Origin of the sequence: Christiangramia oceanisediminis, assembly GCF_022570735.2 — a bacterium.
In the GTDB taxonomy this organism is placed as follows: Bacteria; Bacteroidota; Bacteroidia; order Flavobacteriales; family Flavobacteriaceae; genus Christiangramia; species Christiangramia oceanisediminis.
Genome location: NZ_JANCNS010000001.1, coordinates 1,157,203 through 1,173,567, shown reverse-complemented (window position 1 = coordinate 1,173,567; position 16,365 = coordinate 1,157,203). Strand labels below are relative to the sequence as shown.

The 16,365-nt window shown below is 40.7% G+C and carries 17 protein-coding genes and 1 tRNA gene; 8 read left to right on the top strand and 10 right to left on the bottom strand.

The annotated features are described in order from the left end of the window. The first annotated feature begins 25 nt into the window (after positions 1-25). Positions 26-1,543 carry a glutamate--tRNA ligase gene (gene gltX, locus MKO06_RS05240; RefSeq protein ID WP_241549604.1) on the top strand — a complete coding sequence of 506 codons (1,518 nt, stop codon included), beginning with the start codon at positions 26-28 and terminating at the stop codon, positions 1,541-1,543. 114 nt (positions 1,544-1,657) lie between these two features. Next, entirely contained in the window at positions 1,658-2,623 is a 966-nt protein-coding gene (locus MKO06_RS05235) for an SPFH domain-containing protein (protein ID WP_241549603.1), read from the top strand. Between the two features lie 44 nt (positions 2,624-2,667). On the opposite strand, the gene MKO06_RS05230 is transcribed toward MKO06_RS05235, so the two are convergent. The 4 genes from MKO06_RS05230 to MKO06_RS05215 all read right to left on the bottom strand — a co-directional run bounded on the left by MKO06_RS05230 (position 2,668) and on the right by MKO06_RS05215 (position 5,458). Then, the gene (locus MKO06_RS05230) at positions 2,668-2,898 is read right to left on the bottom strand and encodes a DUF6327 family protein (RefSeq protein WP_241549602.1); all 231 of its coding nucleotides are present in this window, start codon (positions 2,896-2,898) and stop codon (positions 2,668-2,670) included. Beyond that, on the bottom strand, positions 2,898-3,257 hold the full coding sequence (locus MKO06_RS05225; RefSeq protein WP_241549601.1) for a phage holin family protein: 360 nt from the start codon (positions 3,255-3,257) through the stop codon (positions 2,898-2,900). Before MKO06_RS05225 ends, MKO06_RS05230 begins: the two co-directional genes overlap by 1 nt. Positions 3,258-3,265: 8 nt before the next feature. Then, positions 3,266-3,640 carry a YtxH domain-containing protein gene (locus tag MKO06_RS05220; RefSeq protein ID WP_241549600.1) on the bottom strand — a complete coding sequence of 125 codons (375 nt, stop codon included), beginning with the start codon at positions 3,638-3,640 and terminating at the stop codon, positions 3,266-3,268. Positions 3,641-3,778: 138 nt separating this feature from the next. Then, on the bottom strand, positions 3,779-5,458 hold the full coding sequence (locus MKO06_RS05215; RefSeq protein WP_241549599.1) for a glutamine--tRNA ligase/YqeY domain fusion protein: 1,680 nt from the start codon (positions 5,456-5,458) through the stop codon (positions 3,779-3,781). 138 nt (positions 5,459-5,596) lie between these two features. Between MKO06_RS05215 and folB the strand changes: the two genes are divergently transcribed. Next, positions 5,597-5,953, top strand: a complete 357-nt coding sequence (gene folB, locus MKO06_RS05210) for a dihydroneopterin aldolase (protein WP_241549598.1) — start codon at positions 5,597-5,599, stop codon at positions 5,951-5,953. Positions 5,954-6,004: 51 nt separating this feature from the next. Continuing rightward, positions 6,005-6,075 (top strand) — tRNA-Cys (locus MKO06_RS05205). Positions 6,076-6,363: 288 nt separating this feature from the next. Here MKO06_RS05205 and MKO06_RS05200 read toward each other — a convergent pair. Both MKO06_RS05200 and rnr read right to left on the bottom strand, forming a co-directional pair. After that, positions 6,364-7,107 carry a LysE family translocator gene (locus MKO06_RS05200; RefSeq protein ID WP_241549597.1) on the bottom strand — a complete coding sequence of 248 codons (744 nt, stop codon included), beginning with the start codon at positions 7,105-7,107 and terminating at the stop codon, positions 6,364-6,366. Between the two features lie 96 nt (positions 7,108-7,203). Next, positions 7,204-9,402 carry a ribonuclease R gene (gene rnr, locus MKO06_RS05195; RefSeq protein WP_241549596.1) on the bottom strand — a complete coding sequence of 733 codons (2,199 nt, stop codon included), beginning with the start codon at positions 9,400-9,402 and terminating at the stop codon, positions 7,204-7,206. 229 nt (positions 9,403-9,631) lie between these two features. Here rnr and MKO06_RS05190 point away from each other — a divergent pair, with 229 nt between their 5' ends. The 4 genes from MKO06_RS05190 (at position 9,632) to MKO06_RS05175 (ending at position 11,488) form a co-directional block, all read left to right on the top strand. Continuing rightward, on the top strand, positions 9,632-9,799 hold the full coding sequence (locus MKO06_RS05190) for a hypothetical protein (protein WP_241549595.1): 168 nt from the start codon (positions 9,632-9,634) through the stop codon (positions 9,797-9,799). 38 nt (positions 9,800-9,837) lie between these two features. Next, positions 9,838-10,080 carry a DUF2007 domain-containing protein gene (locus MKO06_RS05185; RefSeq protein WP_241549594.1) on the top strand — a complete coding sequence of 81 codons (243 nt, stop codon included), beginning with the start codon at positions 9,838-9,840 and terminating at the stop codon, positions 10,078-10,080. A gap of 514 nt (positions 10,081-10,594) precedes the next feature. Further along, entirely contained in the window at positions 10,595-11,038 is a 444-nt protein-coding gene (rpiB, locus tag MKO06_RS05180) for a ribose 5-phosphate isomerase B (RefSeq protein ID WP_241549593.1), read from the top strand. 9 nt (positions 11,039-11,047) lie between these two features. Further along, the gene (locus MKO06_RS05175) at positions 11,048-11,488 is read left to right on the top strand and encodes a GNAT family N-acetyltransferase (RefSeq protein ID WP_241549592.1); all 441 of its coding nucleotides are present in this window, start codon (positions 11,048-11,050) and stop codon (positions 11,486-11,488) included. Here the strand turns inward: MKO06_RS05175 and MKO06_RS05170 are convergent. From MKO06_RS05170 to MKO06_RS05155, 4 genes are all read right to left on the bottom strand, one after another. Next, entirely contained in the window at positions 11,485-12,303 is an 819-nt protein-coding gene (locus MKO06_RS05170; protein WP_241549591.1) for a sterol desaturase family protein, read from the bottom strand. The genes MKO06_RS05175 and MKO06_RS05170 overlap by 4 nt on opposite strands. 9 nt (positions 12,304-12,312) lie before the next feature. Continuing rightward, entirely contained in the window at positions 12,313-13,935 is a 1,623-nt protein-coding gene (locus tag MKO06_RS05165; RefSeq protein ID WP_425248406.1) for a S41 family peptidase, read from the bottom strand. Positions 13,936-13,950: 15 nt separating this feature from the next. Next, positions 13,951-14,319, bottom strand: a complete 369-nt coding sequence (gene rnpA / locus MKO06_RS05160) for a ribonuclease P protein component (protein WP_241549589.1) — start codon at positions 14,317-14,319, stop codon at positions 13,951-13,953. A gap of 162 nt (positions 14,320-14,481) precedes the next feature. After that, on the bottom strand, positions 14,482-16,365 hold the full coding sequence (locus MKO06_RS05155) for a M1 family metallopeptidase (RefSeq protein ID WP_241549588.1): 1,884 nt from the start codon (positions 16,363-16,365) through the stop codon (positions 14,482-14,484).

The following is a 16,365-nucleotide window of genomic DNA, read 5'->3' as shown; positions in this document are numbered from 1 at the left end:
TTTGCCCCTAAAAAACCGAGAGAATATGTCTTCTAAAGTAAGAGTGAGATTTGCGCCAAGTCCTACAGGTCCTTTACATATTGGTGGGGTGAGAACAGCCTTATATAATTATTTATTCGCCAAAAAGCACGGTGGCGATTTTGTCCTTAGAATCGAGGATACAGATCAGAACCGATATGTTGAAGGTGCCGAAGATTATATCGTGGAATCCCTGAACTGGTGCGGAATTCCTTTTGATGAAGGTCCGGGAAAGGAAAAGGGTTTTGGTCCTTACAGGCAAAGTGAAAGAAAGGATAAATACCAGAAATACGCTGAAAAGCTCATAGAATCTGGAAATGCCTATTATGCATTCGATACTTCGGAAGAGCTGGATGCACATAGAAAAGATCATGAAGCAGAAGGAAAAACCTTTATTTATAACTGGCATAACAGGGAAAAACTGAAGAATTCCCTCAACATGTCCCAGGATGAACTGAATGAAAAACTGGAATCAGGTGATGATTATGTGATCAGGTTCAAATCTCCCAAAGATGAGATACTGAAACTTAAGGATATTATTCGCGGAGAAATTGAAATAGATACGAACATCCTGGACGATAAAGTTCTCTTTAAAAGTGATGGGATGCCAACATACCACCTGGCGAATATCGTGGATGATCATTTAATGGAAATTACCCACGTGATTAGAGGGGAAGAATGGTTGCCATCCCTAGCACTTCATTTTATGCTGTACCGCGCATTTGGATGGCAGGCTCCGGAATTTGCTCACCTTCCTTTGATCATGAAACCGCAGGGAAAAGGGAAGCTAAGCAAGCGAGATGGTGATAAAATGGGATTCCCGGTATTTCCTCTGGAATGGAAAGATCCAAAATCGGGGGAAATCTCAGCAGGATATCGTGAAGACGGATATTTTCCGGAAGCGGTGGTAAATATGCTCGCATTCCTTGGATGGAATCCGGGTACCGAGCAGGAATTCTTCAGCCTGGAAGAACTCACGAAAGTTTTTGAACTGGAACGAGTTCATAAAGGTGGTGCAAAATTCGACCCTGAAAAGACCAAATGGTTTCAGCAGCACTATATGCATGAAAAGAATAGCGAGATCCTGGCTGAAAAATTCGAAAAGGTACTGGAAGATAAAGCTGTAAATGCAAAAAGGGAATACACTGTTGAAGTGATAGAACTTATCAAGGAAAGAGCGGTGTTCGTTGAAGATCTCTGGGACCAGGGATATTTCTTCTTCATCTCCCCTACCTCATTCGAGCCAAAAGATTCAAAAAAGGCATGGAAGGAAGATACCGGCAGCCTGATGCAGGAATTAGCTGATCTGCTTTCAGCCCAGGAAGATTTTACAGCTGAAAACCTCCAGGAAAAGGTCAAGGCCTGGATCAAGGAAAAGGGAATTGGATTCGGGAAAGTGATGATGCCATTGCGAATCGCCCTGGTTGGAGCCCTTCAGGGACCTGACCTGTACAAGATCGCTGAGATGATCGGGAAGGAAGAAACCATCAACCGAATTCAAAAGGCCATTAAAACACTGGATTAAACAAACTGATACTATTTTTTCTAAAAACCCCGACTATCAAACAAGTTGGGGTTTTTATTTTTAGTGTTGCCTATTCCTTTTATTCCTAACTTGTGAGGAAATAATTCTTGCATCATGTTCAATTTAATTTTAATCCCAATCCTCGCCGTTCTTGCGGTTCTCACCATTTTTTCTGGAATATTTATAGTTAAACAGCAAACCTCAGCCGTAATCGAACGTTTCGGCAGGTTTACCAGTATACGAAATTCCGGACTTCAATTAAAGATCCCAATTATTGACCAGGTAGCAGGAAGGATCAATTTAAAGGTTCAGCAACTGGATGTATTGGTAGAAACCAAGACCAAGGATAATGTATTCGTTAAACTGAAAATATCCGTGCAGTTCCAGGTTCGCCGTGATAATGTATATGACGCCTTCTACAAGCTTGAAAGCCCTCATGACCAAATAACTGCCTATGTATTTGACGTTGTGCGCGCAGAAGTGCCTAAAATGAAGCTGGACGATGTTTTTGAACGCAAAGACGACATCGCTATTGCTGTAAACCGTGAACTGAACGAAGCCATGCAGTCTTATGGTTATGATATCATCAAGACCCTGGTAACAGATATAGATCCAGATGTTCAGGTTAAAGCCGCTATGAACCGTATCAATGCTGCTGAAAGGGAAAAGGTCGCTGCAGAATATGATGCGGAAGCCGAACGTATCAAGATCGTGGCTAAAGCAAGAGCCGAAGCAGAAAGCAAACGATTACAGGGACAGGGAATTGCCGATCAACGCCGTGAGATCGCACGCGGACTGGAAGAAAGTGTGGATGTTTTAAATAATGTAGGGATCAATTCACAGGAAGCTTCAGCACTAATCGTGGTTACACAGCATTATGATACTTTACAGGCCATTGGTGAAGAGACCAACACCAACCTTATCCTGCTTCCAAATTCACCTCAGGCAGGAAGCGATATGCTCAACAATATGGTTGCCTCATTTACGGCTTCTAATCAAATAGGAGAAGCCATGAAAGAACAAAATAAAAAGACACCTGGCAAATCAGGACGGAGAAATAAATCTAACGGAGATACATAAAAAAAGCCCATAATAATATGGGCTTTTTCGTAAACTGATTTTTTCTATTTTCTTTTGGATGACAGTTTCTTGATCCCGAAAATCTTGGAAACCGCCTTCAATAAGATCGCTTTTTGAACGATAGAACCAACAGCGCTTCCAATTAGTGACACAGGTGACATCCCGCTTTTCACTTTATCCATGCTCAACTTGATCTCCTCCTTATCGATTTCGGTCTGGAGCTTAAGGATCTTAAGATCTTTATCTATTTCTTCAAAAGAATTATAAGTTCTCATTAGTGGTCGTCTTCTTTAAAAACAGCTTTCGAAAACTTTTTAAGTATTAGCTTTTCTATAGGTTCCTTACCAAATATAAAGATAAGTATAAAGATCAACAGGTAAAATCCACCTACTATAAAGTAGCCAGAACTTGGCGTTCCAATGGCTTCACTTATCAAAATAGCCAGGGCAAAAGAGATCATCATTCCTGCAGTACTCAAAAGAAAAGCCAGTACTAGAAACCGAACAAGGGAAGTTGCTCCCTTCATTCCCGATTTAAAGGCTAATAATTTATAGTATTCGGCATTGCTTTGCATCAATGCCTGAACATTATGGTTTAATTCCTGAATGCTGTGAGATAACTTTTCAAATGCCATATAGTGGTTTATACTACGGCCTGATCTGGTTTACTTCCAGAGGATTTGCCTGATTTCTCTTTCTGCAATTTAGCGTTTTGTTTGCGCAATTCCTCAAGTTTATTCTCCATCGCCACCAAAATATCATCTGCCTTGTGACTTGCTGAATTCAAGGTTTCTTCCAGCCTGTGTTCAAAATCCAGCCTTGCTTTTTTGGCTTTATCGCTCAAATTGGAAGTGGTTTCATGATAACGTTTATTGAACTTATCCTGGGCATCCTGAGCATCTTTCTTTAGCTTATTACGGGTGTTCTCACCGGTATCTGGAGCATAAAGCAAGCCTAGGCCTGCACCAATTGCAGCTCCGGTTATTAATGCTAAAAGAGTATTTCCTGTATTTGCCATAAGATTTTGAATTTAAGTTATTGATTAAACAGTTGTTTCGATCAAAGATAATAGAAGCCTAAACCTCTGCTTGTTAATAACCGGTTAATATGTTAAAATCCTATGCTAAATTATTCTTAAAGAGAACCTAAGAAATTCCTAATTTTTGATCTTGGCCCAGCTATCTCGAAGACCTACCGTACGATTAAAAACAAGTTTGGAACTGGTTGAGTCCCTGTCTACACAGAAATATCCAATTCTCTGGAACTGCACCTTATCCTGGACTTCAGCATCTTTTAAACTGGGTTCTACATAACCTGTAACCACTTTAAGGGATTCAGGATTTATGAATTCAAGGAAGTCCCGCTCCTTAATGGCATCTGGTGTTTCCTCTGTAAACAATCGATCATAAAGCCTTACTTCGGCCTCAAGAGCATGTTTTACCGAAACCCAGTGAAGGGTTCCCTTTACCTTACGGAGAGATTCCTCGGTACCGCTTCCGCTTTTACTCTTAGGATCATAGGAACAATGGATTTCCACGATATTCCCATCCTCATCCTTCACCACGTCTTCACCCTTTATGATATAAGCATTTTTAAGCCTTACTTCTTTTCCAAGAGTGAGCCTGAAAAATTTACGGTTGGCACTTTCCTTAAAATCTTCCTGTTCGATATATAATTCCCGTGAAAACGGAACTTGCCTGCTTCCAGCCGATTCATCCTCAGGATTGTTCTCGGCTTCCAGCCACTCCTCTTCGCCTTCAGGATAATTCGTGATCACCAGTTTCACGGGATCCAACACTCCCATTACACGCGGAGCTACTTTATTAAGATCTTCACGAGCACAGAATTCTAGGTGGGCCACATCGATTAAATTCTCCCTCTTCCCTACTCCAATCGAATCTGCGAACTTGCGTATCGAATCCGGAGTATAACCTCTTCTTCTAAGGCCGGAAATGGTTGGCATTCTTGGATCATCCCAGGATTTTACAATACCCTTTTCAACCAGTTGAAGCAATTTTCGTTTGCTTACCACGGTATGACTCAGATTCCTTCTGGCAAATTCCCTTTGTTTTGGCTCAAATTCACCCGGGTTGCTCACCTTTTCAATGAACCAGTTATATAATTCTCTATGCGGAAGGAATTCCAGCGTACAGAATGAATGAGAAACCTGCTCGATAAAATCACTTTGTCCATGTGCCCAGTCATACATTGGGTAAATTTTCCATTCCCCACCGGTTCTATGATGGTTCTTATGTAAACACCTGTACATAACAGGGTCTCTCATGAGCATATTTGGAGAAGCCATGTCTATCTTTGCCCTTAGTACGTGACCTCTTTCCGGAGTATCACCGTTCTTCATCTTTTCAAAAAGATCCAGGTTCTCCTCTACCGAACGATTTCTAAACGGACTCTCCTTTCCAGGCTGGGTTGGAGTACCTTTTTGTTCAGCTATTTCTTCGGAAGTCTGGCTATCTACATAGGCATCTCCATTTTTGATCATTTCTACGGCCCAGTCGTATAACTGCTGAAAATAATCTGAAGCATAACATTCCTTAGCCCATTTAAAACCTAACCATTCCACATCCCTTTTGATGGCATCTACATATTCCTGTTCTTCTTTGATAGGGTTGGTATCGTCAAATCTAAGGTTCACCGGCGCATCATAGCGTTCACCGAGTCCGAAATTCAAACATATCGAAGATGCATGTCCAATATGAAGATATCCATTGGGTTCCGGAGGAAAACGAAACTTCAAATTTTCCTTTTTATAGTCCTTTTGCAGATCTTCTTCTATGATTTGCTCAATGAAATTGAGCGATTTTTTTCCTTCGGCCATAACTGAATTAAAATAAAGCGCAAATTTATCAAATTTTAAATCGATAGCATTGAATACAGAGAAATACTATCGTTCAAAACAATTCAATAATTGATAAGCTCAACCCGAGAACCTATCTTTGTAAAAAATTAATTATTCGTGGGTGTAATAAAACTGAAGAATATCAAGGTATTTTCTTACCATGGATGTCTTGATGAAGAAGGTAAAATTGGAAGCGACTACCGGGTTGACCTGAAGGTACACGCCGATCTTTCTCATTCTGCCAAAACCGATAAATTAAGCGATACGGTAGATTATGTACATTTGAACAAGATCGTTAAGGAAGAAATGGCTATCCGGTCTAAATTGCTTGAAAATGTGGCTGAACGTATCCTGAATCGAATCATGGACGAATTGATCATGGTTCAGAAGGCCAGGGTGGAAGTTTCAAAGATCAATCCGCCAATCGGGGGCAATGTGGCTATGGTTACGGTAAGCCGCACTAAAACTCGATAGATTTTAGTTTTGAAACTTAAAATTTTTATTACATTTGCCAACCCTGATTAGGGCATCGTGGCCGAGTGGCTAGGCAGAGGTCTGCAAAACCTTGTACAGCGGTTCGAATCCGCTCGATGCCTCAAAAAAGCTTCCAGTTTTTCTGGGAGCTTTTTTAATTTTAAACAAAACCTTGTACAGCGGTTCTCCCGAGGTTTCGGGACGCTCGATGCCTCAAAAAGCTTTCAGTTTTACTGAGAGCTTTTTTTATTTAATGGATTTAGGTAATTGTAGAGCTTTCCTTCTGAAAATCGAAACCTTCCATGTAAGCACCAGGGAATTTTATTTTACTAAGCATTGGTACTTATTTGCTAGATCAAGGCTGTCATTCTCCACAAATTTTAATTGAGCTGAATCACTGTTGATACTCCTTATTCCTTTTCTTCAGGCATTTTAAGCTGGAGTTTATTCTGAAGATTTCCTATTAAAGAATCATTAGGGGTGATTTCTTCAAGCTGATCCCTTATTTCACCTGCCTGGTTGGGAAAGGCACCCTGGAAGATCAGGACCACGCCAAAAACCACCAGCAACACACTGATGCCCTTTTTCATAAAATAGATGCGATTAGGAGTCAGTTTTCGATTCAGCTTTTTGGCCAGCAATATTTTGATCACATCAATGATCAAATACGTCACCAGGACGGCTGCAAAGAAAACCGAGATCCGGTTTCGTTCCATATCCATTTTAGGGCCGAATACGATAATAACTCCCAGCCAGAAGCCCAGAACACCTATATTGATAAAATTGAGCAGGAAACCCTTCGCAAATAGCCCAAAATAATCGCTTTTACCCAGTTTTCGAATTTCAGGCCTATCCTCATCGGTTTGAATGGCTTTTTTTGTTTGCAAAAAACTCATCACACCATAAGTAGCCAGGATCATTCCGCCAAAAATAAAAAGAGCGGGATCATCCTTGATTCGATTGAGAAGTTTGGTGGTACTAAAATAAGCGATGAGCAGGAAAACGATATCTGCAAGTATCACCCCCATATCCAGGGAAATAGCGGCCCTGAATCCCTTTATCGCTGCCGTTTCCAGCAATACGAAGAAGACAGGCCCTAATAAGAAAGCCAAAAAGAGACCAAGGGGTAAACCAGCTAAAATGTCCTGTAGCATACACTAAGCATGTTTTACAAATGTAAGCTTTTTGATAAATTAAAAAGTCTTATCAAAATCGCCTGTATTTACCCTGATCTATTTTCGTTATTTCAATTAATCTGCTTCTACTTCTTCCCGGCTTCCAATTAAGGTAAAATCCAGGTGTCTTTTTACCAGATCGGCATTTTTCACTTTTACGTAAACCTCATCTCCAAGAGTATAAACCTTACCAGTTCGTTTTCCAACTACTGCAAATTCATCGGGATCGTAATCATAATGATCATCGCTAAGATCTCGTAAACGAATCATCCCTTCGCATTTATTCTCCACGATCTCCACAAAGATTCCCCATTCGGTCACCCCGGAAATCACTCCAAGGAATTCTTCATCTTCATGGTCCTGCATGAACTTCACCTGCATGTATTTAATGGAATCTCGCTCGGCATTAGAAGCCAGGTTCTCCATCTCACTGCTGTGATGACATTTATCTTCATATTCCTCCTCGCTAGCCGATTCATTCTTATCCAGGTAATGCTGCAGTAATCGATGCACCATTACATCGGGATATCTCCTGATTGGAGAGGTGAAATGCGTATAAAAATCGAATGCAAGCCCATAATGGCCAATATTCTCGGTGCCATAGTAAGCCTTGCTCATCGATCGAATCGCAAGCGTGTCAACCATATTCTGTTCTTTCCTCCCCTGTACATCTTCCAGTAATTTATTTAGGGAAGAAGTAGTGGTCTTACGGTCTCTTAATTCCAGTTTATGACCAAACCTGCCTACGATGTTTTGTAGTGCCGCCAGTTTTTCCTCATCCGGCTCATCGTGGCAACGATACACAAATGTCTTTTTTGGTTTCTGCTTTCCTATGAATTCAGCCACTTTACGGTTGGCAAGCAACATGAACTCCTCGATAAGTTTATTTGCTTCCTTCGCAGTTTTAAAGAATACACCGGTAGGATTATTATCTTCATTAAGGTTGAACTTAACCTCTACCTTATCAAAGGAGATGGCTCCTTCCCTCATTCGGCGACTACGCATCTTCTTGGCCAGTCGGTTCAAGGTGACAATAGCCTCTACAAGAGCTCCGCGTACAGAATATGAATGCTTTCTTATGGAAACATCATCGGGAATGGTGCCCGTACCGGTTTCTATAATATGCTGAGCCTCTTCATAAGCGAAACGCTCATCAGAATAAGTTACGGTACGTCCGAACCACTGATCTTTCACATTTGCATTATCATCGATTTCAAAAATCGCTGAAAAGGTGAATTTTTCTTCTTTCGGTCTTAAGGAACAGGCATTGTTAGAAAGGATCTCTGGCAACATGGGCACCACGCGATCAACCAGGTATACCGAAGTCGCCCTCTCATAGGCTTCATCATCCAAGATCGTTCCCGGCTTCACATAATGCGATACATCGGCAATATGTATCCCGATCTCATAATTTCCGTTTTCCAGTTTTTGAAAGCTCAGCGCATCATCGAAATCCTTTGCATCTTTCGGGTCTATGGTAAAGGTGAGAACATCACGCATGTCACGGCGTTTTTTGATCTCCTTTTCATTTATGCTGGTATCGATCTTGTTGGCAAATTCTTCCACTTCCTCCGGAAATTCATGCGGAAGCCCGTATTGAGCCAGGATGGAATGGATCTCGGTATGATGTTCACCTGGCGTACCAAGCACCCTGATTATCTTTCCGAAAGGTGAGTCGGCTTTTTCAGGCCATTCCTCGAATTCCACTACCACTTTGTCACCGTCTGTAGCGCCGTTAAGTTTATTTCCCGAAACAAAGAAATCGGTGTACATGGATTTATCATCTATGACCACGAATCCAAAATCCTTTTTCAGCTGAAGGGTTCCAACAAACTCAGTTCTTTTGCGTTTGATGATCTTGGTGATCTCACCTTCAGAACGCTTTCTTCTTCTTCGGTTATAAACATAGATCTGCACCGTATCTCCATCAAAAGCAGCATGCAAATCCTTAGCGGCGATGAAGATATCATCTGCCAGTTCTGGTACCATCACGTAACCATATCCCTTGGTGGTTAGATCCAGTACCCCTGTATAATAGTTTTTAGAGGAATCTATCTTGAATTTACCTCTTTCCACCTCTTCAATTTGTTTCTTGGCCGCAAGCTGGGCCAGTTTCTTGATAATCTGGTTCCGGCTACTGGCATCATTCACACCCAGGATAGATGCGATTTGTTTGTAGTTATAGGTTTTCCCAGCATTATTTCTAAGGATATCAATGATGCTTCGGGATAGATTGCCCTGTATAGTAGCCTTGTTCTTTTTCTTTTTACTCATTCATTAGATTGTATAGGGTAAAATTAAGTGTTTATGGGCAGACAAAGGTTTTTCTGGTTTAAAGTTTTGTTAAGGAACTGAAAATCAATTCGAATTCTAATTTTGACGCTAAAAATTAAATTTTTAATCTTTTTGAAAATTTTAATTGTTATTCTTAAATTTTTCTTAATTTTAAAATAACATTGTCCCGAATACTTCCCCCTACTTTTGTTCTAACAATTTCATTATCATGAAGGTAGATAAGGCTACAAAATATTCGGTACTATTTTTCCTCATATTCCTACTGGGTGTAGTCCTTACTGTGACTTCTATCAACCTTAGCCTGAATAAGAAGACCGAAATTTTCTTACAGGAATTCCATATCCACCAGGAAACCATTGTTTCCCACTACCGGTAATTAGATATATCTTATATTTATTGGTAAATAAAAAATGCATGAAAGATTATAGCTGCATTGCCGTATTTACCTACCCCCACGAATATTTCGTCCTGAAATTGAAACTGGAAGATAAAGGTATTAAACATTATTTCCAGAACGAAACCCTGGTAGGATTGCTACCTCTCTCTTCTTTTGCTTTTGGAGGCATCAAACTTATGGTTCACCCAGCAGACATCAGGAAGGCCAGGGAGATCATCGATTCTCTAAATGACCGATCTTCTCATCTACGCATCGTTTAGTTATAAACAGTATATATCATATTTATTATTTCTTCTTTTTTTAAAAAATTAAATGATGGTATATGATGGCGTGTTAATTTGTAGTACAATTTTTTGAAGGATGCTTTGGAATTTCAGTTGTAAGTTTTTGATAACAGTTTATGAACATCTGTTTAAATCGATAAAGCCCTGATAATCTTCGGATTTTAAGAATTACTTAACAGAAGTTCACAATTTTTATTAAATAGGTTTTTGGGAAAAGTTTAAAATCAATCCTTGTCAATAACCGGTTATTAAGTGCTCATAACTATCTAAAAATTTCATGAGTTATAATTTGGATTATTCAGGTTGCTGCGTGTATTGTTATTATTTTCTTAAAAACAAAATTTCTTTTTGACTAAATCATCAAAGGTTTTTCACAATTGGTTGTCAATTTTAAACAGCTGGAAATAAGCCTTTTTTGAAAAGTAATTAACAATCAAAAATGCGATGGTTAATAGCGGCTTTTTTTAACTTTGCCACAAACAAGACAACTATGAAAATATCAATAGGAAACGACCATGCCGGGACTGGTTATAAGGAAATGATCAGCGAAAAACTGGAGGCTATGGGGCATACAGTTACCAATTATGGTACAAATTCAGATGATAGCGTAGATTATCCTGATTTTGTGCACCCGGTTGCTGAGGATGTTGAAAACAAGAAAGCAGACCTGGGAATCATTATATGCGGTAGTGGGAATGGTGCTAACATGACAGCGAACAAACACCAGGGAGTAAGATCGGCTTTATGCTGGAATGAGGAGATCGCTCAACTTGCCCGGGAACATAACGATGCCAATGTATTAAGTATTCCTGCCAGGTTCGTTTCAGAGGAACTGGCTACTAAAATGACCGAAGTCTTTTTAAATACGCAGTTTGAAGGGGGCCGTCACCAAAGAAGAGTAGACAAGATCCCTGCTAAGAAAAACTGTTCATAACCTATGGATATGAACATTGAAGTTAAAAAGTTCAGTGAATTAAGCCTCACTGAACTTTATGACGTTTTACAACTGCGTTCTGAAATCTTTGTGGTAGAACAGGATTGTGTTTACCAGGATATCGACGGAAAGGATACCGAAGCCCTTCATATTATTGGGAAAAAGAATTCAGAAATCGTTGCCTATACCCGGTGTTTCAGGCCTGGATACTATTTCGAGGAGGCTTCTATAGGAAGGGTTCTTGTGAGAATGGCAGAACGAAAATTTGGTTACGGGCATGAGATCATGGATGCTTCAGAAGAAGCTATTAAAAAGTATTTTCAAACTTCCAGGATTAAATTATCTGCCCAGCAATATCTCATCAAATTCTACGAATCCCACGGTTTTAAAACTACTGGTGAAGGTTACCTGGAAGATGGGATCCCTCATATCGCCATGGTAAAATATTAATTTTTGGTTCTTATCTTCCTGTTAAAGGGTATTCTTAACTGGTAAGCGATATCATTAGAAGTAGTGTCCTCTACGATATCGATCCCATACCTGATCTTCGAGGTATCATCATAAATAAAGGTTCCGAACATACGATCCCAGATACTTAACATATTCCCGTAATTGCTATCGGTCCAGGGTAGCTGGTAATGATGATGGAATTTATGCATATTCGGAGTTACGAAAATATAACTCAGCGTCTTATCTACTTTTGTTGGCATACTTATATTGGCATGGGTAAAATAAGTAAAGAATACGCTCAGGATCCTGTAAAATAAATAGAAGGCTACCGGCATCCCGGTGATGATAATAGCGATCAGGGCGAAGCTTTCTCGTACCATAAAATCCAGAGGATGATGTCGTGTTCCGGTTGTGGCGTCTACGTGAGTATCGGTATGATGAATAAGATGCAGTCTCCAAAGCCATTTGATCCTGTGTAACAGGAAATGAACTAAATATTGTGCGATAAGATCAAGAACCATGATGGCGAGTATCAGTTCTACCCAAACCGGTAACTCTACCAGGTTTAATAGTCCAAAACCCGATTGATCGATCCATATAAAGATACCAGCCGTAAGAAAACCGAATACGAGGTTTATCAACATAACAAATCCCAAAAGAATGAAATTGGTCCTTGCATGTTTCCATTTGTTGTATCTGAACTTTATGAGCGCATAATATCCCTCTAGGATCCAGAAAAAGAATAAGACCAGGCTTATCCATAGCAGTTTCTGCCAGACGGGCATCAGTTCAAAAAATGATAGAAAAGCTTCCATCAGAAAATTTTAATTCAGGATCGAAGAATACTCGGTAGGATTGTTAAGAATAGCCTTTGCTTTTTTGATCTCCGGATTGTTGCCGGTGTAATATTCGTACAAACCTTCCTTGTAGAAATATCTTTTAATGATCTCATCGGTCAACAAACTAACGATCTCTGGTTTCTTGTTGTTCAACTCCTGTTTTTTAAAGGCTTCTATCTGTTGTCTAATGCCACTTATTTGAGAACTGATCTGAGACTTTAATTCTTCATCCTCGGCTTTTTCAAGCATTTCTTCCAGTTCCTTTTCGGTAGCCGTAGTATACTTAAAACCTGAAGTTTTCAGGAAATTCTTGAAATCCTCGTAATCTGAATCGGTGAATTCAAAGTTCGAAGCATCCTGAAGTTCATGGGAATAATAATATTTGGTGGCATAATCAAAGATCGCGTCCTGGTAAAGCAATGCCTGTGTGATATCGCTGAACTCTGATGTTTCCAGTTTTACATCTGGAAGGATTCCACCACCATCAAATACCTTTCTGCCATTTCGGGTAGTGAATTCATTATAGTCCTCCACCTGGGTACGTATGGCTTTGCCGTTTTCGTCTCTGCGGCGGTAATCCAGTGCCTGTATACATCTTCCGCTAGGAGTATAATACCTGGAAATGGTCACTTTTAACTGGGTACCATAGGCCAGTTCCCGGGGTCTTTGTACAAGGCCTTTTCCGAAGCTTCTCGCACCAACAACCACTCCCCTGTCCAGGTCCTGCACGGCTCCTGCAACGATCTCGCTCGCTGAGGCACTTCTTCCGTTAACCAGTACCACCAATGGAATTTTAGTATCGATCGGTTCCTTTTGAGTAAAATATTCACGGTTGTATTTCTCGATCACCGATTTTGTAGTTACGATCAATTCACCTTCAGGAATAAAAATATTGCTCACATTGATGGCTTCATTGAGCAACCCACCGGGATTTCCCCTAAGGTCAAGGATGATCTTATCAGCTCCCTGGTTTTTTAGATCTTTTAATGCTCTTGCTACCTCGCTCGATGCGCGCGCATTGAAACGTGAAAGAACGATATATCCGGAATTATCTTCCAGCAATTTATAGAAAGGAACTGCATTTAATTCAACAGAGCCCCGTTCCAGCGTGGTTTGTTTCACTTCACCCTGCCTGCGATAGGTAAGGTTGATAGAACTGTTAGGAGCTCCATTTAGCAATTCTCCTGCATCTTCCTGGAAATCGGATACATTCACATTGCCGATCTTTATAATCTCGTCACCGGCCTTTAAACCAGCTTTATCTGCAGGATAATCCTTATAAGCCTCCACTACGGTGATGGCTTCAGGACCTGTTTTAACCAAGGCACCAATACCGGTATATTCCCCGGAATTGTTAATGCGGGACTCTTCCACATCCTGTTCATTCCAGTAATTGGTATAGGGATCCAGGTCACTCAACATGGATTTGATGGCCGTATCCATCAGTGCTGCAGGATTGGTCTCATCTACATAATTCATGTTTATTTCCTTGAACAGGGTGGTGAATATCTCTATCTGTTTCGCGATCTCAAAAAAATCTGATTTGAAACTTACCGTGCTCAGGAATATTCCAATTAGAATAACCGGAATAATGATTATTCGTTTCATGCGTTTTTTCATAGCCTAATTCTTTTCGCTGAACTTTTCCAATAATTTGATCATACACTTCTCCATCCTCTCAAAGGTAATGGCTTCACGGGAGATGTAAATAAACATGAAAGCGTGCGAAGTGTCTAAATCTTTGGTAACAAGGTACTTATTTTTTCTGAAAACTTCCCGCATCAGTCTTTTAATTCTATTGCGTTGCACGGCGGTCTTCACGAGTTTCTTGGGAACCGATACCGCGGTTTTGAGATGGGGCTTTTCAGCGGATTCTATGGGAACATAGATCAATTTCAAGGGGTAAGATTTTAGACTTTTTCCTTCCAGGAATAACTGGTCTATCAGTTTTTTGCTTTTTAAACGCTGATCTGCGGAAAATGTCTGGTCCATGTTTTCTGATTCTTCGGTAAAAGTAGCAATTACTTCAGTAAATTAAAGAGACGAACGCGGGCTTCAAGAATTTGCAAAATCATAATCTTTGATCTCTTTTAAAACGAAGCCATAAAAAAACCCTTTCCAGCAGGAAAGGGTTTTTAAAAATGTCATTATATTTTATTGTTCTGAAGAATCTTCAGCTTGCCAGCTATTGTTATCCCTATTGACATCGGCCATCAATTCAGAAGAATCGATCACGATGCTCGAGATCTTTTCTTTAGAAACAGGGATCTCCAGCTCATAGGAAGGGAATCCCCAGGCCCAGTCGTCTTTCACGGTCCACTTGGTTCCTTCTTCAGCAGGTTTTTCCCAACGCATCATTTGTAATGGGATGTAAAAGGTTTCCTTGCTACCGTCTTCATAGGTCACATCAATATCAAGCGGCATAGGCATAAGACCGTTTCTCTTAAGCCCCACGGTGGTAGTGTTATTACTTCCTTCAACTGAAGCGATCTCATAATCGATCGTATTGGTGGTTTGTGTCCAGTCCATCAGGTACCAGTCAAGCTCTGCACCTGATACTTTTTCGGCAACCCTGATAAAGTCATTTGGAGTTGGATGTTTGAATTTCCAGTCATCATAGTACCTGTTAAGGGTCTTAGCAAGGTTCTCCTCTCCTATCACGTAACCCAGTTGAGCCAGGAATACCGCTCCCTTTGAATAGGCTGCAGTAGAGTAAAGCGTGTTCAAAGCGTATCGATCGGCATGAGTGGTTTGTGGTTGCTCAGCGCCCGATCTTGCCAGGTAGAAATAGCCCCTGTAAGAACCTTTATGCGGATTTTCAGCATTATCGCCCATTACCACGTTTTCGGCTTCAGAAGAAATGTAGGAAGTAAATCCTTCGTCCATCCATTCGTGCTTGCTTTCGTTAGTGGCCATTAGGTGCTGGAACCAGGCATGTGCCATTTCGTGTGCAGTTACACCAACAAGGCTCCCAAAAGAACGCTCTCCGGTAATTAGGGTAAGCATGGCATATTCCATTCCACCATCTCCACCCTGAACAACAGAGTACTGATCCCATGGATACGGACCAATATGTTCGTTGAAGAACAATAGTAATTCTTCGGTTTTTGGCTGAAGGTTCTTCCAGTTTTCCTTGATCTCATCATTGTCTTTATAAAGAAAATGAAGCACGGTTCCATCTTTGGCAATTCTGGTATCGTGGATATATTCAGGATCTGCAGCCCAGGTGAAATCGTGAACCTGAGGTGCCACAAAATGCCAGGTTAACTTATCTCCTTTTGGCTTTGAAACTTTGGTACCTTCTTTTTCATAACCATGCCCGATCTCCTGCGGATTCTGAAGATAACCGGTACTTCCAACGGTGTAATCCTTGTCGATAGTGATCTTTACATCGAAATCTCCCCAAACGCCATGAAATTCACGAGCGATATAGGAATCGGCATGCCAGCCTTCAAAGTCATATTCTGCCATTTTAGGATACCACTGGCTCATGGAAAGCGCCACTCCTTCAGCACTGTTCCTTCCCGATCTCCTGATCTGCTCAGGAACCTGTCCTTCGAATTCCATGTTGAAGGTCACTTTTTTCCCGGGTAAGATAGGCTCGGCAAGCTCTACCTCCAGTACGGTACCTACTTCTTCATATTGAAGTTCCTTTCCATCCTGCGTAAGTGAATTCACTCTTAAATAACCAATCTGAGCCGGTGATAGTTCAGAGATTCTACTAACGATCTTAGGATCTTCCTTAGTTCCTTGGTTTGTGGTCATCCTGCTATCCGGATCCCGTACGCTTTCCAGCCTGGCGTTCATTTCACTATCAGGCTGAAAGGCATTAAAATAGAGGTGATAAAAAACCCTGTTCAGGGTATCTGGCGAATTGTTGGTGTACACCAGTTCCTGGGTCCCGGTATACTGGAAATTATCAACATTCATGTCTATTTCCATGGTGTAATCCACATGCTGTTGCCAGTATGAGGTATTGTTCTGGGCCTGTAAGAACCCAACTGCGAATACTAATAAGCTAAATATAGTGCGTGTCAT